The 23,057-nt window shown below is 43.6% G+C and carries 19 protein-coding genes and 1 tRNA gene; 5 read left to right on the forward strand and 15 right to left on the reverse strand.

The annotated features are described in order from the left end of the window. Positions 1-9: 9 nt before the first annotated feature. From APB76_RS00465 to APB76_RS00485, 5 genes are all read left to right on the forward strand, one after another. Entirely contained in the window at positions 10-1,293 is a 1,284-nt protein-coding gene (locus APB76_RS00465; protein WP_054963034.1) for an ATP-binding protein, read from the forward strand. Positions 1,294-1,444: 151 nt separating this feature from the next. Then, on the forward strand, positions 1,445-2,350 hold the full coding sequence (locus APB76_RS00470; RefSeq protein WP_054963035.1) for a VirK/YbjX family protein: 906 nt from the start codon (positions 1,445-1,447) through the stop codon (positions 2,348-2,350). 258 nt (positions 2,351-2,608) lie between these two features. Continuing rightward, positions 2,609-3,244 carry a PepSY domain-containing protein gene (locus APB76_RS00475; RefSeq protein WP_054963036.1) on the forward strand — a complete coding sequence of 212 codons (636 nt, stop codon included), beginning with the start codon at positions 2,609-2,611 and terminating at the stop codon, positions 3,242-3,244. A 38-nt stretch (positions 3,245-3,282) separates the two neighbouring features. Beyond that, positions 3,283-3,969: a response regulator transcription factor gene (locus tag APB76_RS00480; RefSeq protein WP_054963037.1), complete on the forward strand. Its 687-nt coding sequence runs from the start codon at positions 3,283-3,285 to the stop codon at positions 3,967-3,969. Then, positions 3,966-5,300: a HAMP domain-containing sensor histidine kinase gene (locus APB76_RS00485; protein WP_054963038.1), complete on the forward strand. Its 1,335-nt coding sequence runs from the start codon at positions 3,966-3,968 to the stop codon at positions 5,298-5,300. Before APB76_RS00480 ends, APB76_RS00485 begins: the two co-directional genes overlap by 4 nt. Before the next feature lie 76 nt (positions 5,301-5,376). Here APB76_RS00485 and APB76_RS00490 read toward each other — a convergent pair. The 15 genes from APB76_RS00490 to APB76_RS00560 form a co-directional block, all read right to left on the reverse strand. Beyond that, positions 5,377-5,453 (reverse strand) — tRNA-Val (locus tag APB76_RS00490). A gap of 167 nt (positions 5,454-5,620) precedes the next feature. Then, positions 5,621-6,259, reverse strand: coding sequence for a sugar transferase (locus APB76_RS00495; protein ID WP_054963039.1), 639 nt, complete (start codon positions 6,257-6,259; stop codon positions 5,621-5,623). Between the two features lie 10 nt (positions 6,260-6,269). After that, complete coding sequence (locus APB76_RS00500) at positions 6,270-7,457, reverse strand: glycosyltransferase family 2 protein (protein ID WP_054963040.1); 1,188 nt, start codon at positions 7,455-7,457, stop codon at positions 6,270-6,272. Further along, positions 7,454-8,545 carry a glycosyltransferase gene (locus tag APB76_RS00505; RefSeq protein WP_054963041.1) on the reverse strand — a complete coding sequence of 364 codons (1,092 nt, stop codon included), beginning with the start codon at positions 8,543-8,545 and terminating at the stop codon, positions 7,454-7,456. Before APB76_RS00505 ends, APB76_RS00500 begins: the two co-directional genes overlap by 4 nt. A gap of 129 nt (positions 8,546-8,674) precedes the next feature. Continuing rightward, the gene (locus APB76_RS00510) at positions 8,675-10,111 is read right to left on the reverse strand and encodes a GumC family protein (RefSeq protein WP_054963042.1); all 1,437 of its coding nucleotides are present in this window, start codon (positions 10,109-10,111) and stop codon (positions 8,675-8,677) included. Next, complete coding sequence (locus APB76_RS00515) at positions 10,108-11,223, reverse strand: glycosyltransferase family protein (RefSeq protein ID WP_054963043.1); 1,116 nt, start codon at positions 11,221-11,223, stop codon at positions 10,108-10,110. Before APB76_RS00515 ends, APB76_RS00510 begins: the two co-directional genes overlap by 4 nt. Beyond that, positions 11,216-11,947 carry an acyltransferase gene (locus tag APB76_RS00520; RefSeq protein ID WP_054963044.1) on the reverse strand — a complete coding sequence of 244 codons (732 nt, stop codon included), beginning with the start codon at positions 11,945-11,947 and terminating at the stop codon, positions 11,216-11,218. Before APB76_RS00520 ends, APB76_RS00515 begins: the two co-directional genes overlap by 8 nt. A gap of 90 nt (positions 11,948-12,037) precedes the next feature. Then, positions 12,038-13,420 carry an O-antigen ligase family protein gene (locus tag APB76_RS00525; RefSeq protein WP_054963045.1) on the reverse strand — a complete coding sequence of 461 codons (1,383 nt, stop codon included), beginning with the start codon at positions 13,418-13,420 and terminating at the stop codon, positions 12,038-12,040. Beyond that, entirely contained in the window at positions 13,417-14,844 is a 1,428-nt protein-coding gene (locus APB76_RS00530; protein WP_054963046.1) for a lipopolysaccharide biosynthesis protein, read from the reverse strand. Before APB76_RS00530 ends, APB76_RS00525 begins: the two co-directional genes overlap by 4 nt. A gap of 42 nt (positions 14,845-14,886) precedes the next feature. Further along, on the reverse strand, positions 14,887-16,068 hold the full coding sequence (locus tag APB76_RS00535; protein ID WP_054963047.1) for a glycosyltransferase family 4 protein: 1,182 nt from the start codon (positions 16,066-16,068) through the stop codon (positions 14,887-14,889). After that, complete coding sequence (locus tag APB76_RS00540; protein ID WP_054963048.1) at positions 16,061-17,266, reverse strand: glycosyltransferase family 4 protein; 1,206 nt, start codon at positions 17,264-17,266, stop codon at positions 16,061-16,063. The genes APB76_RS00535 and APB76_RS00540 overlap by 8 nt, the downstream gene beginning before the upstream one ends. 141 nt (positions 17,267-17,407) lie before the next feature. Then, a complete protein-coding gene (locus tag APB76_RS00545; RefSeq protein ID WP_054963049.1) occupies positions 17,408-18,457 on the reverse strand; it encodes a glycosyltransferase family 4 protein in 1,050 nt (349 codons plus the stop codon). Then, a complete protein-coding gene (locus APB76_RS00550) occupies positions 18,438-19,907 on the reverse strand; it encodes a sigma-54-dependent transcriptional regulator (RefSeq protein ID WP_054963050.1) in 1,470 nt (489 codons plus the stop codon). The genes APB76_RS00545 and APB76_RS00550 overlap by 20 nt, the downstream gene beginning before the upstream one ends. Before the next feature lie 22 nt (positions 19,908-19,929). Then, entirely contained in the window at positions 19,930-22,242 is a 2,313-nt protein-coding gene (locus tag APB76_RS00555) for a response regulator (protein ID WP_054963051.1), read from the reverse strand. Positions 22,243-22,254: 12 nt separating this feature from the next. Beyond that, entirely contained in the window at positions 22,255-23,055 is an 801-nt protein-coding gene (locus APB76_RS00560) for a phosphate/phosphite/phosphonate ABC transporter substrate-binding protein (RefSeq protein ID WP_054963052.1), read from the reverse strand. Between the last annotated feature and the right edge of the window lie 2 nt (positions 23,056-23,057).

Consider the following 23,057-nt stretch of genomic DNA (forward strand, 5'->3'; position numbering starts at 1 on the left):
AGAGGGTGTATGCGCCGAATTTACTTGGAATCGTCTGTTGGCCTACTAATCTGGTTTATGGTAAGCATTTTTAGCATAGATTATGTGATATATCAGCTGAATACCGACTATGACAATGTTCTTCAAGAGCGAAAAGGGGAAGCCTTTCAAAGGTTAATCCTTAGTATTTACGAGAATCAGGGAAAGGAAAACACTCTAGATACACTCGAGCGTTATGTAGAGACAACTGCGGAAAAATTGATCGTATTTAAGGCGGACGAAGTACCTGAAGAAGTAGCAAACTACTTCGACAGTGATTCTAAGGTTAATGTGTTCTTTGATGTAGAGCGTTCTTTCTGGTTTAAGCTGGCCGAACCTGACGTTGTTTTTCATATCATGCCCGACTCAGAAACGGAGCTAAGGCGTGCCATTGAAATTGATGACATTACATCCTTCGGGTTTATTCTTGCGGGCTTTTTTGTTTATTCCCTGTGTTTTATTTGGTTTTTAGGTCGTCGCGTGAGGCTATTGGAGGACGCAACCGTCAAGTTTGCTAAAGGGGATTTTAATGTTCGAGCTCCACTTCAGAGCGGAAAAGCTTTGGGCTCTTTGAATCGTAGCTTTAATTATATGGCGGACAAAATATCTAATTTAATCACCGGTAACCGCTTTTTAACCAATGCCGTTGCGCATGATTTAAGGACCCCAATATTCAGAATTCAATGGCAAGCTGAAATGTTGCAAGATCAAGAGATGTCTCAAGCGCAGCATGACAAAATTGCAAGCATTATTGAAGACACTGAAGAAATGGAGCGAATGGTCGATGAGCTACTTTATTTTGCAAAAATGGAGCGCCCTGAGACTCAGCTCAACATAGAACAGCTTAATCTAATCGGTTTTTTATCCGAAGTGGTTCAACGTATACCAAACAGCCGCAATATCAATATTGGCGTTAACATTGAAAAAAATGTAGAGCTTAGCGCTGACCGTTCACTGTTAAAGCGTGGAATAGTCAACTTACTTTCAAATGCGATCAAATATGCTGAAAGCGAAGTTTATTTAACTGTGATAGAAAGTGAGCAACAGGTTGTGATTAAAGTAGAAGATGACGGTAGAGGAGTGCCTCCTGAGCATTGGCCGTCAATCTTTCAGCCGTTTTATAGTGTGGATGCGTCCAGAAATAAAGAAAGCAGTGGATTTGGTCTTGGTTTAGCAATTGTGGAGCTGATTGTTAAAAGACACCAAGGCAGGATTGAAGTTGGGCAAAGCGCGCTAGGTGGTGCGCAATTCACCCTGACATTCCCTAAATTGTAATCGAGGCTGACATAAGCGTGACAAAGTAGCGACAAAGTAGATCTACATCTCATTTTTATGGTTTTGTACACTGTGCACTAACGCTTGCCTAATCATTTATTAGGCAATGACTTTATGAGCAAAGTCCCATACAGAAAGCCGAGAATTCTATATGTCAGCCAACTACCTTAATTTTGTTTTGTCGCTTCCCAAGGTCGCCGAAACTGTTTACCCAGATATTCGCGGGTTTAAAAAGTTACGATATAATGCGCGTTTTTGCCTATGGTCAATGCTTAAGCCGGGAGTCCTAAAACAGATGCAGGAACTCTTTGCACAACCTGATCTCAAGAAAATCACCGAGGTCAATCCTCGATTGCTGGAAAAACCATTGAAGCCATACGTGTGTTTGAAGTGGCGCCCTGAGCAGCGAGCAAAGAAAATTTATGAGCATTTTAACTCTTTGTACGAAATGTACGGTCGTGGCTTCTTAGATTTCTATTCAAATGATGGCTGGTTACTCGCTGATATTTTAGACTGCAGATTGTTATTGTGTGCCGGGCCTGAAAGAGAAGGCTCGCTGGCACTTAAACTCATCGATGAGCAAAACCGAGACTTGTTTACCTTGGCATTTAATCTCTCAAGTACTCCGAATAGAGAGATCCATATTGGTGCGCTACAGGGGCCGGGGGATTATATCACGGAACGTGGTGAGATCATCAAAGCTTTGACTCGTGGTATGCATGGTTTGCGTCCAAAAGCTCTAATGGTAGAAGTGCTGTTGATGCTTGCTCGAGAGTGGCAGGTTGAGAAGATATTCGGCATAAGCAATAAGGGGCATATCTATCAAGCACTTAGATATACGGGTTCGAAACGCTCAAGTGTCACTTTCAACTATGCGGAACTATGGACTGAATATGGTGCGGAGCAGGTGTCTAAATATATTTATCAGATACCTATGCAACCACCGCGCAAAGATCCAAGCACACTTAAGAAAACCAAACGACGTTTATATACTAAGCGCTATGCTTGGCTTGATGAGATTCAAGACATTATGACGAAGCGCCTAAGCGAACTGTAGTCGCTGTACTAGATATATTTTATATATGACCGATAAAGCCTGATTGAAATCAGGCTTTTGTCTATCTGAAATTGTCACTACTCCATAAAATCACCCTGGCCCGAGCCGATATATCTTTAACAGCAGTACCGATACCGACCGCGTTGTCACCGATCGCTGAACTAACTAACATTACAAATTTTTAATCTTGAGTTTAGAAAGGCTTTAGCTCCATTGGTTAATCTAGTTCCGAACTTAACCAACAGCAGGAATAAGATTATGAAAAACCTCACTACACTTAGCATCTTGATTGGCAGCATGATTAGCTTTAGCGCTATGGCGAACTCAACGAATGACTCTAACAAGGCTAATCTTCTGCCTACTATGAGCGCAGAAAAAGCGCTTAGTCAGATTAAAAAGCTCAAGCCTGCTAGCTATGAATCTATCGAATTGATTGAACAAGAAGATGGTCGGTTTCTCTACGTTGCCACTGCAAAACAACAAGCAGAACAAGACACCATTTTCTTTGATGCAACAAGTGGTAAAGACGTTACGCTATCGATTAAAAAAGTTAACTTTTCACTTCAAGAAGTCCTTGCACAAGTTGGCAAGACGCACCAAGGGCTCATTGTCTCTGCGCATTCGGATTTAGTGCCAGAACTGGGAACCATCTACGTGGTGGAGATCAAAGAGAGTTACGATGAGCCACTTTCAACCTTGTTAGTGATAGATGCCAAAACATTGAAAGTGATCGATTCTGAGAAGGTCGACAGAGTAGAAGAGTTAATCGAAGAGTATGAACAAATGGAATTCGCTTCGGGTATGGTTAAAGATAATCTATACGGAAATGCGTATTCTATTAGTGATGACAATGACTTAGAATTAGTGGAAGTTGGTCCACAACCGAAGCCATGAAATCGAAGCAATTGGGCTAGTCGCTTGGGGTTTGAGTTATGAAAATTTTATTAGTGGAAGACAACGTAGAACAATCGCGTTTTCTGAGTCATAGCTTAGAGCAGTCCGGGCACCAGACTGATCGAGCCGAGAACGGAAAATTGGGTTTGATTTGTGCTCTGCATAATGACTACGACGTTATTATTTGTGACCGTATGATGCCTGAAATGGATGGTCTTCAGATGATTCAGGCGTTGAGAGCAGGTGGTAACCAAACTCCTGTATTGGTGCTCAGCGCATTGGATAGCGTTGAGGAGCGTGTTAGAGGACTAAGAAGTGGGGGAGACGACTACTTAGTTAAACCTTACGCTTATACCGAGTTGCTGGCGAGAATAGAAGTGCTGGCAAGAAGACCAAGTGAATCGCAATCTCATGCAAATAACACCGAGTTAAAGCTAGATTCTCTATCGTTAGATACATATACCCGAAAGGCAAAACGGGGAGAGGTAGATGTAGTACTCAACACTCGTGAATATCAAATTTTACTCTACTTGATGGAAAATCAAGGGCGGATAGTGACTCGTACTATGTTGCTAGAGAAAGTTTGGAATCATCATTTTGATCCGCAAACCAATGTCATTGATGTCCATATTAGTCGACTACGAAAGAAGATTGATCTCGAAGATTGCAAGCCGCTATTGTATACCGTTAGAGGGGCCGGCTACGTTATGGAGGAGCGATCGTGAGCTGGTTAAATGATCCTTTTCGCCGTTTTCTGAACTTATATGCGATGTTAGTCGTGGCAGCGATTGTCTTGTTAATCGTGATGCGTACCAGCATCTATGCCTGGTTCATTGATAATAGTGTCTTACCCATTGTGACTTCTGAAGCTAACTATGTGTATGAGCTATGGGAAGAGTTAGGGGAAGAGGAAACCAAGAAGGTTCTGCGAGCCGATCACGACGCAATTTTTAGCTACGTTTTCAAAGAGCATATTACAGACCAAGAACTGCAAACACTAGACTCATATAAACCCTTGGGTGAAATGGAGTTTGGTATTGAGCTTTACGTTCAGCAGAACGAAGACTCCAATTACGTCAGTGTTGAGACTTACCTTCCTGAAGGGGATGGGTGGCGAAAATTAGAGGTTCGAGTAGAAGATAGCTTCTTTACTCAACAAACCCAGCTGATTAATGGGATCATATACGCAGTTGGAGCTTTGATGATCGTAGGGTTTGTCATCGCTTACTTCATGATAAACAGCATTAAAACTCGGCTGACAGATATTAACGCCGCGAGCAAGAGTATTACTAAAGACAACGATTTACATCTTAGAATCCCCAATGAGAACCTAGAAGGGCCACTGTCAGAGACCATTTCAGAACTAAATATGATGTTAGATCGCCTAGCTCAGTCGACGGAGATGACGAAGCAGCAGGCAAACAACATCGCGCATGACTTAAGAACGCCGCTTACGTCGATTTATCATCGAATTCAGCAACTTTCTGAGAGTCACTCAGAACTTGAAGAAGTAGAGCAAATGGTGGCAAACCTTCTCAATACCTTTAATCAACTGCTACGAATAAGCCGACTTGAGTTCAATGGAGAGCAGATAACTCAAAGTGCTGTCAATCTCCAACAGTTAGTTGAGTGTGCGGCAGAACTATACGAGCCCGTTGTAGAAGACAATCATTTAAACCTAGAGTTAAACATTGATCCAAGTCACCAAATTAACGCCAGCCAAGAATTAATGATGCAGGTAGTGTCCAATTTGATCGATAACGCATGTAAGTTCAACTTAGCGGGTAACACGATTCGAATCTCTTCAGCAGAGAATGCAGACAGTGTAGAAATAACCGTAGCGGATCAAAGTGGCGGCGTCGGAGAAGAGGAGTTAACGCACCTATGCCAAAAATTCTACCGCAGCGACAGTAGTAGAAATACGGAAGGCAATGGACTAGGGCTAAGTCTAGTCTCTGCTGCTACGAAGAGAATGGGAGGCACCTTAGAGCTAAAGGATGAGTATCTATATGATAAGCAGGGTCTTTCAATCACACTGAAGTTCCCAAAGGTTTAGCTAGAAAACTTGCTAGGTACAGATACAACAAAGCCCGCTTGAAACGGGCTTTGCGATCGTCCTGAAGGACTAAATTTGGTGGGTCCGGGCGAACTCGAATCGCCGACCCCTACCATGTCAAGGTAGTACTCTAACCAACTGAGCTACGGACCCATTCCTTAAGAACGAGAGGGATGTTACCGAGAGTTATTCAATCGTGCAAGCGCATTTTCTTCGATTTTTACTCGTTTGCTTTATATCTAATCGAATTGTTGTTGTTTTACGCATTGCCAGTTAAAAAATGTGCATTAAATCACGTACATATCTCGGTCTGTTAATGGCTATTGTCCTCGACCATCAAACATAACCACGATGGTTTTAGTGATAATGCTCATATCCATGCTTAACCATGACTTCATTGAGCACAATGAAAGTGCGTAACTATGGTCATAGCCAACCTTTCTACGAACATCATCAATACAGGTATCGTAACCTTGGTTTACTTGCGCTAAACCTGTGATCCCAGGCATTACACCGTAAGTTCTGTCAGCAAAGTAAGGGATCGCGTTCTCTAGTTTGCTGTAAAAACTTGGCCGCTCTGGGCGAGGGCCAATTAAGGACATTTCACCCATAACAACATTAAATAATTGTGGAATCTCGTCTAGGCGCGTTTTACGCAGGAAGCGTCCGACAGGGGTGATTCTTGAATCGTTTTCTGTCGCCCATACAGCGCCAGTGCGTTGCTCGGCATCTTGGTACATGGTGCGAAACTTAATGATTTCAAAAAATACCATCTTTTCCGGTGTTGATTTACCGACTCTCAATTGTTTATAAAAAACAGGACCAGGAGAGCTCAGTTTTATCGTCAGTGCGATAAAAGGCATGACTGGAGAAAGCAGTAGCAAGCCAAATAGCGCGCCAAATAGGTCAAACAGACGTTTTGCTAACCAAATTGAAATGTGTGTTGATACGTTGCTCATAATAATCTCCTTATTGGCCTACGCGAGACCATTTTCCTGATTCAAGACCGAATAGGTAACGCATACCACCGATGAAGTTTGCACAGTGACCTGCAACGATATAAAGCAGCAGTTTGCAGGCTTTATGACTAAAAATGTATGGCAATTGATGACTAAGTATTGCTAGTGAATAGAGCGCTATTTGGGCGATCAATGCTGCCATAAAGATCGGGTTGTCCATCATGACAATTGAGCTGATTAAGCAGAATATCAGTAGGTAAGGGGTGATGAGTCTTAACCCTTTTCCAGAAAGGAATGCAAACGCAACGCTTTTGTACTTTGGTAAGAACATCTCACAAAGTTCGATCGCTTGTTGCATGTTTCCTGCGGAAATTCGCAGTCTTCTACTAAAGTCGTCTTTCTCGTCTGTTGCCTCCATCTCTAGTGCAACCATCTGGGGCTCATACTCTGCAATGTAACCTTGACGAACGATCGACATAGGAATCATAAAGTCATCATTGATAGTGTCAGTACTCATTGATTCAAACAGGTGAGTTCTAAACAGGTAAAAAGCTCCGTGTGCGCCTAGCGTTGAACCTAAGGTCGCTTCGCGCATCTTGAGTTTACTCTGATATTGCCAATAACATGCTTCGCCTTCATTACCCGGTTTAAACAGCTGGTAATGGCCATTGACCACGCCAACCTGTTCATTATGAAAGTGTTTGTTGGCAACCCACAATGCATCAATAGAAACAAGTGCTGAGACATCGCTCAAAGCGGTGATGTCGCTTGTTATGGTCTTCATCTGTTCGTTGACGACCGCGACTTTTCCACGATTGTTTTCGAATGCTCTTATTTCAAAATAGGTATCCGAACAGATCGCTTCTTGAATGGTTTGTTCGGCGATCGCAACAGTACTGTCTGTACACCCGTCACAGGCGATGATTACCTTGTATTTGTTTTTTGGATAATCAAGCGAAGATAAATTGCGAATTTTATCCGCGATCCATTGTTCTTCATTGAATGCGGGAACCAAAATCGTGATTGTCGCGCAAGCTCTGTCCCCTTTAATACTTTTGAATCCACGACTACGGTGATTTATCGTTTTAAAAGGATGCTGCTTTGAGTACCAAGAAAGTAGCACTGGGTACCCAACATGGTGATAGATAACCAAAAGGCAGCTGACCACAAATAGAATCGTGAGTACTAAATCGATCATGCGCTTTTCTCCTCTGCCAACATTTCATAAGCTTTCATCATGTCTCTGATGTCATTGTTTTGAAGTACAAAACATCTTGGAGAGTCAGTATGTTTTTTTTCAATCGCTAAGCTGACACTCGCAGCAAGCGCCTGAGGGTTTTCACTTTCAAAAAGTTGCCCCGTTTTCGGGCAGAGTGTTTCGTTTGTCGCGCCAACGTTACTTGCCAGCGTGACAATGTCACATGATTGAGCTTCTAATGTGGAGAGTGGAAAGCCTTCGCTCCGTGAAGGCAAACAGAACAAATCTAATGCTTGATAGAATCGGGTCATGTCATCGACGAGACCTAAGAAGGTAACTCGGTGACTAATACCTAGTTGTTTAACCTGAGTTTCTAGTTTAGCTCGTTGACTGCCGTCTCCTGCAATCACCAGCTCTATGTGATTAGGTAGCAAAGTCAACGCATCAATCAAAACATCATGTCCTTTCACTTTTTCAAGACGACCCGCAGTGCCAATAATCGTGTTATCAACAGGAAGCCTTAGGACTTGACGAGCCAACTGTTTCGAGCCTGGCATAAACTGTTCACAATCGATTCCGTTCCTTATTACTGTGACGTCCTGGTAGTCAAAGTGATGATGAATCTGCTTTCTTACCAACGCAGCATCGGCAACGATTCGAGGCTTAGCAATTTTCAACGCAAAGTTTTGTAGAGAGCGATGTTTTTGATTCGATAAATGCCACGCATCGTGCTCGGTGTGTATTCTGGTTTTCACTCCAGCTAAACGAGCAGCAATTGAGCCGTAAAGGATTGGGCCAATGTGATGAGTGTGTACCACACTAGGCTTTAACGTTCGAAACAGTCTGAACAGTTGTACCAATGTCTTGATACTGTAGCCAGAAGGCTTGTTTAGAAAGATCAGTTGGCTTTCCACTGCTTCTAACTTTGACCACTTGGAGATAGACTTTTGTTTTGTTCCTTCCAAACTAATGATAATTACTTTCTGTTTAGGGTTGGAAAAAGCCAGCATATTGAGCGCAAGCGCCTCTAGGCCCCCGGGAGAGAGGTGTTGAACCACATGGATAATAGTTTTGCAAGGTGTGCTCATACTAGCTCCTAAATGAATAATTCCTTTAGAGTAGTAAAGCACATAGTATGCCAGGTTTTAAGTTCTATCATTTCAATGGGTTATGGTGATGTTTGGTTGGTTCTCAAGCTGATATCAAATTGAAAATCTTTATGATTGAGTAGGTTTGATCCTAGGAATATGGGTAATCACTGGAGCTCGCGTGATTGCTTCGATGTCTTCTTTGCGTCTAATCGAAGAGTCAAAGAGCTCAATCAAGATTGCGATGCCCGCACCTAACCCAATTCCAGCAACTAAACCCGCGATGACGAAAATAATCACAGGTAAATTAGTAGGGCGACTTGGGGTGTATGGGAGATCGATAATCTTGACGCGTTTGTTCTGTTCAAATATGCCTAGAGATCCGGTTAGCTGAGCCATTTCGTAACGTTGAATCAATTCGTCATACAGCTCGCGTTTAATCTCTGCATTTCGTACCAGACGGTGCATTGTTTTTGCATTGTCACCAAATCTATTCGCTTCTTGTTCGAGTCGGGCGATCATTTCTTTAAGGCTTTTGGTCTCTTCTGTCAGTGACTCATAGCGACCTCGAACCAACTGTAGGCTTTGTAATTGGGTAACTAGCAAAGGCTGGACTTCACCAAAATCCTTCAGTTTATTGCTACTGGCAATATCCCATAGTTGATCACTGCTGATGTTGGGTTGTTCCATTTGAAGCAGAATGGTGCGCTCATTTTCTAAGCGTCGCAGTTCGCGTTCTTTGCCTTGAACTGCACTATGGCTCTCGGTGTATTTTGCTTTCAGCAGTGTTAGTTCACTGCGTATTTCAATGATCTGATCTTCAATTTTGCCCACCACTGGGTTTGTCTTAGAGAGTTGTTGGTCGAGCGAACCCAAACTTCGTTCGACACCTGCAAGTTCCGCCTTTTTTTCAGCATAGCTTTGCTTTAAGGAGGCGAGTCTACCTAACGCCTGACTTTGCATTTCAGGCGTGACAGACGCGTAGCGGTTTTTAAAATCTGCAAGTTCATTTTCAGCAAAATCAAGTTCTTCTCTGCGTTTTTCAATATGAATTGCGAGGAACTCTGAAGAGTCTTGAATTGAAGAGCGTTCAGGAGCAAGAAGCTGTTCAATAAAGTGCTCACTGATGGACTCCAAAAGCGCTTTCATTCCGTCGGGTTGAGATGCTGTCAGTGTGATCTCAAGAAAATCCTTACCCGGTTGAGTGACCGTCAGGCTGCTTGAAAGCTTGTTGATGATATAATCGCGTTCCGCTGGGGGCATCGTATCAATTATCAAACCGTGCTCTTTTGCTACAGCAGTTAGGACATGACGACTTTTAAGTAGCGTGCTTAGCGCATTGAGTCGTTCCTTTAACATGGTTGAAACAGCAATATCCTCGAGAAAAGGGTTCATCTTGGCAGTTTCCTGAATCAGCATTGAGGTATGTGATACGTAGTTTGTTGGAGCTACCTTTCCAATGAAATAGCCGACAAAAGGAAGAATTAGAATCGGTACTACGATTGTGTAGCGCTGTCGCCATGCTGAGTTGAGTATGACGATAAACCTCGTTTTTAGCTCATTCATAATGACTCCAACATACTATTAAGTTTAAGCGCTCTAGCGTCCCAACTTTCTCCGGCAACTGACAGTTGGCCCTGGTTTACCGACCTTGAACCTAATTGGTTAAGCGCTCGTGTAAACTGCCGATCGTTGTTAATAACAGTAACATGCTGTCGATAAGGAGAGAGGGCAGGAAATGGGGTGGCGATAATCTTGCTACCCGCGGCTAAATACTCGAGCAGTTTTAAAGGGCTGCATGCAGTAATTTGCCCGTTAGACTTAAACGGCAATAAACTTACGTCCCAATGTTGGCTGTAACTTGGTAGCACATTGTGTGGTTTAGGACCAAGGTAGTGTACATTTGGCAATTTAGGCAACGGATTAGAAGGGAGTTCTATTGGACCGATAAATACGAATTGCCAAGTGGGACTATCTAAGCAAACTTGTTCAATAAGTTCGTAATTCAACCAGTTGGATAAGCTGCCATAAAAACCTGCTATCTTTTTATCTCCAGAAGGCAAATCTATTGCTCGCTCCGTTGGTGTACTGAAGAGACGCGTATCGACGCCATGAGGAAGATAGTGCGTTTTGGTTTGAGGGAACTTTGCTAGCAAATTCGCGCTAGCAGCAAGGATGAGGTCAGCGCGTTCGACAAGCTTGCCTTCATGCGTTGCAACAACTTCGTGATCAACCCCAGCCAGTGATGAGAAGTCATCACCGCAATAGTAAATAATAGCGGATTCTCCAAGTGTTCCACACAGGTCTGCAGTGGTAGGAAGAGAGCTCCATAGTATTGGCTTGTTTAACCCAAGCTTTTTAATCACTGGTATCAACTGAGAACATATCATCGTTTTAGCTAGCTGGCGTGCAAACCAAGACCTAGGAGCGGGAATCGTTTTAATATTAACGACGGTGATATTTGCTAATTGAGCGTTGTGGTCGCTGAACCCGCCCTTACTTCTACCCAAAAGTTTGTTCGATGCACGCTTGATATCGTGCAGTGTAAGCTTAGGTTGGCGTAATCCAATAGAATTTACCCAAAGTACTTTGCGCTGCTTTGCCAATCGTGTGACAAGGTGTTGAGTGCTGGATGGTAAACCACCAAAGTCTTCACCAAAAACAATAAGATCACGCATGATGAACTCCTTCGTTGTTAAGGGTACGTAGGACTCTTGCCGGATTACCTGCGGCCACGACATGTGCAGGGAGATCTTTGGTCACGACACTCCCGGTGCCAACAATGGTACCTTCACCAATCGTGACGTTTGGGCAGACAGTAACGTTGGTACCAAGCCATACATCTTTCTCCAAAACGATATCACCGACATCACAATCTAAATCTCCAAAGCCCTTGGCTCTAAGGTGTGCATCTAAAGAGTGGCCAGAATATCCAAATAAAAAGGCGCGACCTGCGATGCGAACATTGTCGCCAATGACAATCCTACGACCTATCGCAAACGTACTTTGCCAACCAATATCGACATTGCTACCGACAAGAAGTTGCGGGCTCTCCGACTGGGGCCTAGCGCTGAAAGTCGATTGACCCGAGATACGACAATCGTCACCTAACGAGATAGAAAGAGGGCCAGAAACAAAAGGCACGCCACCAAACAAATAGAGGCCTCTGCCGTATTTAGACAGTCGACCTTTAAATGCAGGTGTGTGGACAGAGACGCGTAAGAGGTTACCCCAAATAGAAGTACAAGTTGAATAGGCGACACCAATGAATTTATTTAATAGCTTTGGCGTCGGGATGTCGCATGCACGACTCGCTTTCAAAATGAGAAACAATTTGCGATATGCGGGTTTTTCGTGGTGCTGCAACCAGACTTTGAAATGGTTTAACTGTTGAGCCAACATGATTTCGTCCTTTACTTTTAAACTGTTTAAGGACTACTTCACGTAATGTGCCAAAATATAAAATCTATTAAAACAATTAGATAGTGATAGTTAGGATGTGATTTTGCTAAGATTCTCAATTTGAGAATGGTTTTGAGTAATTCGAGAAATGGCGATGCATAAAGCCGCGAGTATGTAGATAGGCCAGGTAAAACCCTGAGTTAAAAAGGTGCCAGAGACCACGGTGCCAATAACACCTGCATAAACTGCAAGCGCGGTAGCTGTTAGGTATGGAGAAACGGAGTGCTTCAATTCAGACAATAGTGAAAGAGTTTTTCTGCTGGTTTTGACTAACGAAAAAATAATGCCGATGAATACGATCAGTCCTAGGAACCCCATTTCAGCAAGTACGCCAAACCAGGTACTGTGTACGGCGTGGTTAAGTCCGTCCCAGTGCGAACTATAGTAGTAATAGTTAGAGTAAAAGTTGTTTAATCCTACGCCGCTAAAGGGATTGTCTAGTGCCATTTTAAATGCCGCTTCCCAGGCGTATAAACGGCCCATCGCAGATGCGTCGATGCCTGCTTCTGCAGCTCCCCCCGATTGGCGATCTGATATGCCCGCGACTGCAAATAATATGGCTAATCCGATCACTCCGATGAAAATAAGTAGTGATTTAGAGCGTATAAGTCGAAGACCAAATATGCCAAACACGGCTATTGAACCCAGTAGGCCGCCGCGACTTTGAGTAGCGATAACCGCTGCCATCGAAAGAACAAGCCCTATTATCCCGAGTACACGTGAAAAGCCAATGCCTTCGGTGGAGGCAAAACTAATAGCGAACGCGAGAGGGAACATTAGCACTAGCGATAAATCATTCGGATCGCCGAGTACTGAACCTAACTGACGACCGATTGTAACCCTAGTGCCTTCGACTAACCCTATGCCCGCTGATGAATTGTATAAAGCAACTACCGCAATGAGTCCACCAGCCAAGATAATCAGTGTGGCTATTTTACGAACCGCATCTTCAGTGTTCACTAACCATGCGATAGCGAGCGTCATGACAATGATTTTCCAGTAAATATTCTTAAAATAAGTAATTGCGATTCCTGGGTTTGAAGAGAGCACGATTCCGACGACTACCAAGCCCCAAAACAAGGCTAACCATGTCATGCTAGGGTGCCAGAATGTTTGCAGTTGCCTGCTAACTAGGGTATGCCACATTAATGCCGAAAGCGCCCCTAAAGACAGAAGTAGAGGAATTTTAAGTGAATAAAGTGCAGGAACTGCTTCGTGAATACGAAAGAACGAAAACAGCACAAACAGACTGACCAACCAAAATGCTTGGTTAAGCACGAATAGTGCTGCTAAAGGAATAAAGCACAAGACCACTACAAGTGCAGGGTGTGGCATCAGATACCAGAGTATTGTCAAACCTAAGCTAAGCATTGTCATCATTGTTATAGGCGCTGAACGGTGGAAGCTATTCATAGTGATTTACCCAAATAGCGATGCACAGTATGAGTTAAGGTCTTTAAATAGACACCCGAAATCAACTGAAAACGCAGCGAAAGAGCAACAATACCTAACGGTTGAAGAAGTAGCATTAGCAGGGAAATTTCTAGACTTTGATGGTAACGACTGGTTAGTAGAAATAACGCAGTTAGCATCAACAGTGCCATGATATTAGCAGTTTGATAGTTGAGGTATTGTGCTTTTTGACTAAACCAGGTTGTAAGAGAGAAACGGCAAAGCTGCCCGGCAATCAGTCCCCAAAGTATTGCCTCTATACCTGATTCTATGGAAGCGAAGCAAACGATGAAGGCTAAAACTGTTGATGTAACGTTGATATATAACAGTTGAGTGGTATTTTTCTTGTACAAAATACCGAAGTTCGTCAGCTCAACGAGCTCTTTGAAAAGCATCATAGTAATGGTCATACCTACCAAAGCGACCGCGGGTTGGTAGGATTCGGGTAGGGCGATTGTAATAAAAATTTGGCTTAACCAAGCGACGGTAACCGAAATGACGCACAACAATACCACGCCTTGCGTCGTGACGTTGGCGACGTAACCGGCGCCTTTGTTGTCCATTGCCTCAAATCTTTTTGGCATCCACCACATATGGAAAGGTTGAATTAGGATACCGACAGCCAACGCAAACTTAGCTGCGATAGCATACATACCCAAAGTTTCTAAGTTTGTTGCTCCTGCAATCAGCCATCTCTCTGCGCCACTTAATCCGAAAGCAACAACCCCAGATAACATTAACGGTGCCGAGTATCGAATGTATCGTTTAATGCGCTCTTTGTTAGGCAGCATAAGCGGGAAGTTGATATAGATATGAAGAAACAGAAACTGTACGAATGTGCAAATGACGTTAAGCGCGAATATCACCGTCACATCAGGCTTATGTAACAACGCGATGATAAGTAATGACACTTGGGCAATAACAGTGCTGACACAAATCTTAAAAAACAACCCTGCCTGATTGTGCAGCCTAAGCCACGCTAGACTTATCGCTAAAGGAGCTTCATAGCAGAGGACCAACGCCATAAATAGGACTTGTTCATGAGTGATCGAATCCGCTTTGAAAGGCAATAAGTAGTAACCTATGAGCAACAAAGCGCTAAGAGACATAGAGAGAAGAAGTGTTGCGCTGTACAGTTGAGATGCCTTTCTCTTTCTAACTACTTTACTACTGACTGTGCCGATAAAGCGATAAAGGTTTTCATGCATGGCGAGACCGACGATGAGGCTGAAAAACACAGTCGTGACCCCTAGTAGCTCTAAGTGACCGATTTGAGATGGCGATAAATAGTGTGCCATCAAAGGCAATGTGAACAGGGATACACCTTTAATTAAGAACAAGCTGACGGCGTATAGGCTAATGCTTTTAATATGTTCTGTGTTCATAGCGAATCTCCAATCAGTTATCCATTTTTCGGTCAAAAGACCCTAGTCACAAGCACGAATCATTGATGTGACAATGTCACCGTTTATATGCTGCGCAAATCTCTGATAGCGGTATTCAGCTTTGTATTGTTCAGCGACGACTCGGGCGTTTGTGCAGCAACGTTCAAATGCTTGGCTATCGTTCGTTGCGTAAAGCAGAGCATCACACAATGAATCTGCGTTGTTTGGTTGATACTTGATGCAATTTTCATTGTGCGTCAATTGCTGATCCCAGAAGGAGCCGTCTTGTGGGATCACTACGCACATACCGGCGGCTAATGCTTCTAGGATTGAAAGACCGAAGGGTTCGTTACAGCTGGTAGAGGCAAAGATGTTAGACTGGCCTCTGATTTCATCAAGATTGTCAGGATCTTCGTACCATTCTGTGTGTTTTAGTAACACTGGCGCCTTAGACACTGGTAGACAGGTGTCGACGGGGCGAATAAAGCAAACATTAAGCGCGATAGGTTTACAGCGAGCGGCAAGTTTGGAGGCTTCAATAAGCGTATCGAGACCTTTCCACTTTAACAGCGAAGCGGCCCAGAAGCAGATAGGAACACTCTTCTGACATTCTGTAGGCCAACGCTGCGCAGGGATGCCATTAACAAATGACTGATAGCTTGAGGATTTTAAATAGCTTTCAGCTAAGGCCGAGGTATCTTCAATCTTTGTTGCGTGTTGAAGATAGGCTTCAAGAGCAACCTTTAGACTTTTGCGAGTAGATGGCAAATAGAAAACTGCATCTGCTATTGTCAGGCAGTAGCCGATAGAGCGTGATAGCCCCACATTACCGTGGATAAATTGGGTGACTTCAATGTTTAAGAAAGCTTTAAGAAAGTACATTGGCATGTCGATTCCAGGACCGGAAGCGCCCACTATTTTGGCTATACCGCGTTCCATCACCATGGTTTTGAGCATAATGAGCAAAAGGTAGAGTTGGTTTAACCAGTAGAAGGCACCGTTATGCTTTTTCATCAGCCAAGAAACCGCAGAAACTTTGCGTAAAGTGACATTGTGTTTGGCATAGAACTCTGTCGCTTTCCAGAACTCTGGATCGACGGTCAGCACAATAAATTCATTGCTGGTGACTCGGCAAACATTAAGCGCGTCACTGGTCGCAATCTTAGAACCGCCTTTGAACGTGATAGGGTCAAAAATCAATGTTTTGTTCTTGTTGCTAGCCATGCTGACCTCCTAGTGAAAGGCGATTCGCTACGTAGGTCTTAATTGGTGAAAAAGTGCTGAAGATAGAACGCTCTGAGACAAACGGCTGTTCAAGTAAGTCACGATAAACATTGATGATTTTTCGGCAACTGACAGAGAGATCATAGTGCTTAGTGATATGCTCGTAGCCCGCTAGCCCTAGTTTGCTGCAAAGCTGCGGATTGTTGACCAGAATACGCATAGATTTTGCGATAGGACCAACCCCATGATTTGGGTAGAGTACGCCGGTCTTACCATGTGAGATAAACTCAGGGATTCCTCCTTCGAACGGCGCGATAACAGGGATTTTGGCGAGAACTGCTTCTGCTACAGCAAGACCAAATGCTTCGCTTCGAGCACCACTGATGAAAGCATCACATCCTTTTAACCATCCAACGACATTGGTTTGCTCTCCCACGAAATGAATGCGCTCAGCAAGGTGTAGATATTCAGCTTGATGGTGGAGCTTATCCATCATCGAACCATCCCCAATGACGACAAGGCTCACGTTTGGGTACTCTAGAACGACATGGCGCATTGCCGTCATGATTCGATCGACGCCTTTGCGGTGGATCAGGGATCCGACCGTAGCGAATATGAAATCTTGACCTGGAATGTTAAGCTCTTGCCGTACATCAACTTTTTCTTGAGCGGTAAGCGCAGCGGTATCAATACCATTGTGAATTATTGAGACTTTCTCCGTTGGGTATCCGTCTCGCACAATAGATTGTGCAACATAGTTGCTTACAGAGATAATATGCGGGGATAGGTGCAACCCGAGAGTAAGTCGGTCTCTTGCAGGATAAGGGCAGTGCAGTTGAGTCACCAAAGGGACTTTTTTCAGACGCGCAGCCGCTAACATCCATTGGCATGGAGCGCCGCTGTTGATGTGAACGAGGTCAATTTCCTCTCGTTCGATTAATTCTTGTCCATAGTCAATGAGACCGAGCCAGCTTGATACATTGTACTTAGGCGCTTTCCAACCGAGCAACAGTGGGAAACTGTCGAGTTCGTTTGGAACATTAAACAGTTCTAGTTGTTTTGAAAGCTCACGATTGTTTGTCCACACGAATGCTTCGTAACTGCGATTACGCATGTACTTAATCAGATCAAGCAGACATTTCTCACTGCCTCGAACCCAATCGTCACCATAATGTACAAATAGAATCTTCTTTTTCATGGCTGACCCCTTACGTAACTTTCTCATAAAACGGATTAATAGGTTTATTGAGTTAGATAACGCAAATGGAGTGCCAATTAGAGGGGTTTTTTAAGTTGTTGTTTTGTTGGGGTTTTATGACTTTCTTGAATTTGAGGAAGATTATTTCTCAATTTGACAATCAGATTGAGTGCTATGAAAGTATAGTTCGAGTATCTGGGGAATGACCGCTGATTGAGAGAAGCTCTGCTCTATGGTTTCGACTGCCTGTTGTTTTAATTGGGCTGTTTGTTTTTCATCTTGGGAAAGGAAATTGGTTAAAACCAAGCCTAACTCATCCATGCTATTGACCAAATAACCGTTTGTCTGATGATTAATTAAACTAGGCATGTTGCCGACCTTGAGAGAGAAGACGGGTATGCTGCGTGCCATGGCCTCTAACGCTGTCATAGGTAAGCCTTCATACCGAGAGCAAATGACCAAAACACCAACATTTGGCCAAATGGCATTCATGTTGTTCTGGTGGCCGTGAAAACGAACATTATCGGTCGCAAGTTGTTTGAGTTCATCTTCGAGAACGCCTGAACCATAGATATCGAACTTAAGTAGGCTATTCGCGTTTGCAAGTTCGATAAATCTGTCTGGTCCTTTTTCGTGGCTGAGTCGACCCACAAAAGCAATTTGCGTTCCTTTTGAATGCTGAGTTTCCCTTGTATCAATGAAGTTATTAAAACAAACCGTTCTAGAAACAAGTTTTTCAGCAATTTTGTCACTAACAGCAATCGAGTGATTTGAAACAAACGAAGTGAAGCGGTCAATAAAGTCATACAACCATACCTTGCCCGAAGGAGTCTCGCCCGCATGGTAGGTTGAAATCTGTCTTACACCCGTTAACAAACGAATCAGCTTAGTTGTAATACTCGCCTTGTATCCATGAGCGTGTAAAAGGGCAGGTCTATGCATGCGAACGAAATGAAGCAGTGTTTTGAAATAGCTATTGCTATCACCGTCTAAATGCTTAGTAGGAATTTGGTTGGATATTAGTTTTTCTTCGAGTAGTTGCCTTTCAGGGTATGTGCAAAGAAATAGTACCGTCACTGGAATTTGAAACTGCTTGAGCCCTTTAGCAAGCTCAAGCACATGAGTTTCAATACCACCAAAAGTTAAGCTGTCGATAACAAGCCAAACTTCATCAGACGAGTTGCTGCTCATCTTCTGCCTCCCAAGCTTGTTTCTTGCGATAGACGGTTGAAGGGCTAAGCTCCAATAAAACCGCTGCATTTAGAACATTGCCGTCGCAATAATCGATGGCTTGCTGAATAGCTTCCCGCTCGATTTGCCACATCGGCCTGATGGTGACGGGTCTATCATTGAGTGATTCAGGTACTCCTGCTTGTACGATACCCTCTGTTTCCTCACTTTCACTATATTGAGGTACAGGGCTAGATACAACTGAAGCAGGCATAACCGCAGTGGTTGGTTTAGACTTGCGACTCGACGTCACCTGATCTGGCAAATGCTCTAAGCGTAGATGGCTGTCGTCATTCAGTACTACAATGTTACGCACGATATTTTGCAATTGGCGGACGTTACCTGGCCATGCGTAACGCTTTAATGTCGACTCTGCGTCACGATGAATTGCGTTTAATTTCTTTCCGTCCTCTTTGGCATAAAGTTTAAGGAAGTGCGTCGCTAAAGTAAGGATGTCATTTCCGCGCTCTCTAAGAGGCGGCATATCAAGAGGAACAACATGTACACGATAATAAAGGTCTTCTCTAAATCGTCCTTGTTCAACTTCAACTAGAGGATCTCGGTTAGTTGCACAGATGATGCGAGTGTCGACCTTCATTTCTTTGTTTGCCCCTAGTGGGGTGAAAGTACCAGTTTGTAGGAACCTCAAGAGCTTTTTCTGCATCTCCAATTCCATCTCACACAATTCATCTAGAAAAAGAGTACCGCCATTCGCCATGGATGCTGCGCCTTTTCTATCTGCGGTCGCGCCGGTAAATGCGCCTTTAACATGACCAAATATCTCACTTTCCATCAGATCTTTTGGAATGGCGCCGCAGTTGATTGCAACAAATGGCTTGTCTCTGCGCTTGCTCTCTTTGTGAATAGCTTCAGCACACACTTCTTTACCCGTACCGCTCTCACCAACAATAAACACGCTAGCTGTAGTGGGTGCGACTGAATCAATGATTTTATAAACCCCTTGCATTGGTAAACTAGACCCAATAAAACCATGAAAACGGTTTCTGTCGAACTTAGTTTCAATGTCTTCAACTAGGTGCTCGAGTTTCGCTTGTTGAAGATGGAGAGCAATTGACGTTTTTAGGCGATCGGCATTAATGGGTTTTTCAAGAAAGTCTTTAGCACTTTTCTGAACAAGGTTTACAGCGAGATCGACAGAGCCATGTGCGGTAGCAATAACAACAGAAGTGGGTATTTGATTGTCATTGATCCAATCGAGAATCTGTTCACCATCCATGTCAGGTAACTTGAGATCGAGAATAACCAGTTGAGGAACATTTCTTTCTATAAAGGAGATAGCTTCTTTACCTGTCTCGACATGAAACAAGTCGTAGGGCTCATCTTTTACATACTGCTTATACAAAATGGCAAGCGAAGTCGAGTCTTCAATAAGTAGTACTTTTGGTTTCATTATGATGTCCTATTTTAAGCCTTTATTGTTGTGTTGGTTCGGTGAACCCTTGTTGTTTTCGCTCTTCCAGTGCCTGTAATGATTGTTGGGCAAGTAGTTCTAGTTCCTGCTTAAGTGAAAAGGCTTGTTCTTGTTGACCGTCCAAACACATGTGTTCGATTTTCCGAGCTAGATTGGACAAGGTCCGATTACCTAGCGCCAGCGCGGAACTACCTAAAGTGTGCGCTTCAAACTCTAAGGTGTCTTTGTCTCTACCATCTATGGCTTGGTATATTTTTGCCAAGCGCTGCTCAGACTCTTCTACGTAGTGATCGATGAGTAGTGGGATAACTTTTGCGCTCGTGTCTTCGATCATCTGCTGTAAGATTTGTTCGTCTACCAGTTCCAAACTTGCCGTGTCCTTGCGTTGATTGTTTACTTTCGGTTGCTGCTTTTTATGTTCATCGTGTTGCTTATTTGATTGTGTTGACTCCAATGTATGAACTTGATCTTGTTCGATATCGTCATTTAAGAATAGATTAATTTTTTCAATTAGTTGTGACAACCTTAGGGGTTTTGAAAGGTAATCGTCCATACCAGATGCAAGAAATTTCTCTTTGTCTCCAGCTAGCGAGTGCGCAGTAAGAGCGATTATTGGCAACTCAGAAGTATGAACATCGTTAAGTTGGCGAATGGTTTTGCACGCGGCCATGCCATCCATTTCTGGCATAGATATATCCATAAATATCAGGTCATACTGGTATTCTTGTACCATAGATACTGCCTGTTTACCGTTCTCGGCGATATCGACCGATAGCCCAACACGTTTAAACATCTCACGGATGACTAGCTGGTTGGCTTTGTTGTCTTCGGCGACAAGGATTCGGGCATCAGGTCGCAGCAACTCTTGTCGCTTTAGCTCTGAGGTCGGGGACGAAATTAAGTCATCGGCAATAGCGAGGGTAATGTCAAATGTGAAGGTACTACCGATCTCTTGTTCACTTTCTACGCTGACGTCCCCTTCCATTAAGTTACAAAGGCGACGACAAATCGCGAGGCCAAGTCCAGAGCCTTCTTTGCTCCTAGAATAGGTTTGGTCGACCATAGTGAATTCATCAAAAAGGTACTCAACGGCGCTTTTACCTATACCGATACCTGTATCCTGAATTTGGCAGATTACCTTCGCCTTGTTTTGGTCTTGAATCTCAGCACGTACCTTAATAGTGACACTACCTTCATGGGTAAACTTAATTGCATTACCAATCAGGTTGAGCAAAATCTGCTTAACACGATTTTGGTCACCGCATACTTGGCTTGGCACAGTGCCTTCTATGTAACAGTGCAGGATTAAGTTCTGACTCGCTGCAACAGGCGAGAAAGAGTCGACAACACTTTCAACACAATGACGAAAATCGAAGGGTTTATCCTCTAAAATTAAGGTATTGGAGTCCATTCGAGTGAAGTCTAGGATGTCATTGATAACCGATAATAAAAAGTGCCCCGATTCCGTAGCAGTATTGACTAGTTTTTGCTGCTCAGCGGTTAGCTTGGTTTCCTCAAGGATATTTAGAATCCCAAGTACACCATTCATTGGCGTACGTATCTCATGAGACATTGAAGCTAGGAAGCGACTTTTTGAATCGTTGGCTTGTTCGGCGCCTTCTCGAGCTTCGGTGAGCACCTGGTAGTCTTTTTCTAGCTTGGCAGACATTTCATCGAACGCTTTGGTTACTTCACCCAGCTCATCTTGAGAGTGATGGTTGAGTTGGAAGCCTGGTCCATGTTTGCCAACCGTATTGGCCGCTGCAGTTAAACGAGTAAGATTTCGGGTGAGATACGTTCCAAGGATAAAGGAGAAAACAGCAACTAATACGACCTCGATGGTGGCAATACTGATGATGGCTTTTTGGGCCTCATCAAGCATTGCTTTTATCGGGTGGGTCTCGAATCCAATATCCACATAGCCGTATATGGTACCACTGTTCTCGATAGGGGTACGAAGGTCGAAGATACCATCACTAACACCGCTTAAAGAACTATCGCTAGACATCGATCGTTGGAGAAGTTGTTTGTCTCCGGCACACGCCATCTCTTTACCATCACGAAGTACGCGCACATAAGCCACATCTTCCAGCGTCATGAATTCTTGGACTAGGTCTTCGAGCGTTGCGATATCGGTTGATAGAACCGCATCTTTAGCTGCGTGGGTGAACATGACAGCGCTTGAGTTCGCGCGTTGAATAAGCTGCTTCTCATTTGAATCAGAGAGAAAACTCATGGCACTGATAACCAAAATAACCAACACAGTTATTTCAATGAGTGCAATACCCAATATTGTCTTCGAGCGCAGTGTCATAATCGCCTCCAGTTACTCAAGTATCTGAATATTAAGTGCTCTTACGTCATCCCAATCGGAATCATTAGCCGTTTCAAAACCTTTAATGTTAAGTGATTGCAGCTGTTGTCCACCTTCAGGGGTATCTTGAAGTGAGATCAATGCTTTCTGAATGGCCACAGCCTGCTCTTTAGACAATCTAGGGTGGTAAGCGATAGCGTGAGGTGTATAAGGTTTCGTCGTCCAAATGGGTTCAAGCTGAGATTTGACCACATCAGGCAAGGAATTGAATGTTCTTATCACGCCGCCACCCGCTGGGTAGAAACCTTTCGCGATGGATAAATAAACCGAATCGTGAGAAGAAACATAGTCTGATTCGAACTCTACATTGGCGCTTTTTAGATCACTTTGGGTTAATACAGTTGCGGCGAATGCAGCTGGTGAAGGAAAGGCGAGCGTTTGACCCTGCAAGTCTTTCAGTGATTCATAGCCATTTGATTTTCTCGCTACGATTATGCCTTTAATTCTTTTATCTTTTGCCTTAGCGATCGCTTTATAACCAGGCACTTGGCTAAAGACGGTATAGTGGTAAGGGTTCATATAGGCGAAATCATATTTACCCTCAGACAGCCTCTTTTCGAACTCTGGAATGTTTGGGGCAGTGCTAAATGTAATCTTGTAGCCTGTCTGCGCACTCAGAGTGTCTACTATAGGCTCCCATTGTTTAGCGAGACGACTTGCTGATTGCTGCGGGACAACACCAAATGTCAGCGTCTCTGCTAAGGTAGGCAAAGAGAATAATAGGGTAGATAGAGCAAGTATGGTTGTTCTCATAG

Origin of the sequence: Vibrio bivalvicida, assembly GCF_001399455.2 — a bacterium.
GTDB classification, from domain to species: domain Bacteria; phylum Pseudomonadota; class Gammaproteobacteria; order Enterobacterales; family Vibrionaceae; genus Vibrio; species Vibrio bivalvicida.

Bases quoted from the DNA above. Each gene is read 5' to 3' on its own strand.
- APB76_RS00465 (WP_054963034.1), top strand. From the start codon at position 10: ATGCGCCGAATTTACTTGGAATCGTCTGTTGGCCTACTAATCTGGTTT.
- APB76_RS00470 (WP_054963035.1), top strand. From the start codon at position 1,445: ATGTCAGCCAACTACCTTAATTTTGTTTTGTCGCTTCCCAAGGTCGCC.
- APB76_RS00550 (WP_054963050.1), bottom strand. From the start codon at position 19,907: ATGAAACCAAAAGTACTACTTATTGAAGACTCGACTTCGCTTGCCATT.
- APB76_RS00515 (WP_054963043.1), bottom strand. From the start codon at position 11,223: ATGCGTGATCTTATTGTTTTTGGTGAAGACTTTGGTGGTTTACCATCC.
- APB76_RS00480 (WP_054963037.1), top strand. From the start codon at position 3,283: ATGAAAATTTTATTAGTGGAAGACAACGTAGAACAATCGCGTTTTCTG.
- APB76_RS00475 (WP_054963036.1), top strand. From the start codon at position 2,609: ATGAAAAACCTCACTACACTTAGCATCTTGATTGGCAGCATGATTAGC.
- APB76_RS00535 (WP_054963047.1), bottom strand. From the start codon at position 16,068: ATGGCTAGCAACAAGAACAAAACATTGATTTTTGACCCTATCACGTTC.
- APB76_RS00510 (WP_054963042.1), bottom strand. From the start codon at position 10,111: ATGAATGAGCTAAAAACGAGGTTTATCGTCATACTCAACTCAGCATGG.
- APB76_RS00545 (WP_054963049.1), bottom strand. From the start codon at position 18,457: ATGAGCAGCAACTCGTCTGATGAAGTTTGGCTTGTTATCGACAGCTTA.
- APB76_RS00500 (WP_054963040.1), bottom strand. From the start codon at position 7,457: ATGATCGATTTAGTACTCACGATTCTATTTGTGGTCAGCTGCCTTTTG.
- APB76_RS00560 (WP_054963052.1), bottom strand. From the start codon at position 23,055: ATGAGAACAACCATACTTGCTCTATCTACCCTATTATTCTCTTTGCCT.
- APB76_RS00540 (WP_054963048.1), bottom strand. From the start codon at position 17,266: ATGAAAAAGAAGATTCTATTTGTACATTATGGTGACGATTGGGTTCGA.
- APB76_RS00525 (WP_054963045.1), bottom strand. From the start codon at position 13,420: ATGAATAGCTTCCACCGTTCAGCGCCTATAACAATGATGACAATGCTT.
- APB76_RS00505 (WP_054963041.1), bottom strand. From the start codon at position 8,545: ATGAGCACACCTTGCAAAACTATTATCCATGTGGTTCAACACCTCTCT.
- APB76_RS00520 (WP_054963044.1), bottom strand. From the start codon at position 11,947: ATGTTGGCTCAACAGTTAAACCATTTCAAAGTCTGGTTGCAGCACCAC.
- APB76_RS00530 (WP_054963046.1), bottom strand. From the start codon at position 14,844: ATGAACACAGAACATATTAAAAGCATTAGCCTATACGCCGTCAGCTTG.
- APB76_RS00555 (WP_054963051.1), bottom strand. From the start codon at position 22,242: ATGACACTGCGCTCGAAGACAATATTGGGTATTGCACTCATTGAAATA.
- APB76_RS00495 (WP_054963039.1), bottom strand. From the start codon at position 6,259: ATGAGCAACGTATCAACACACATTTCAATTTGGTTAGCAAAACGTCTG.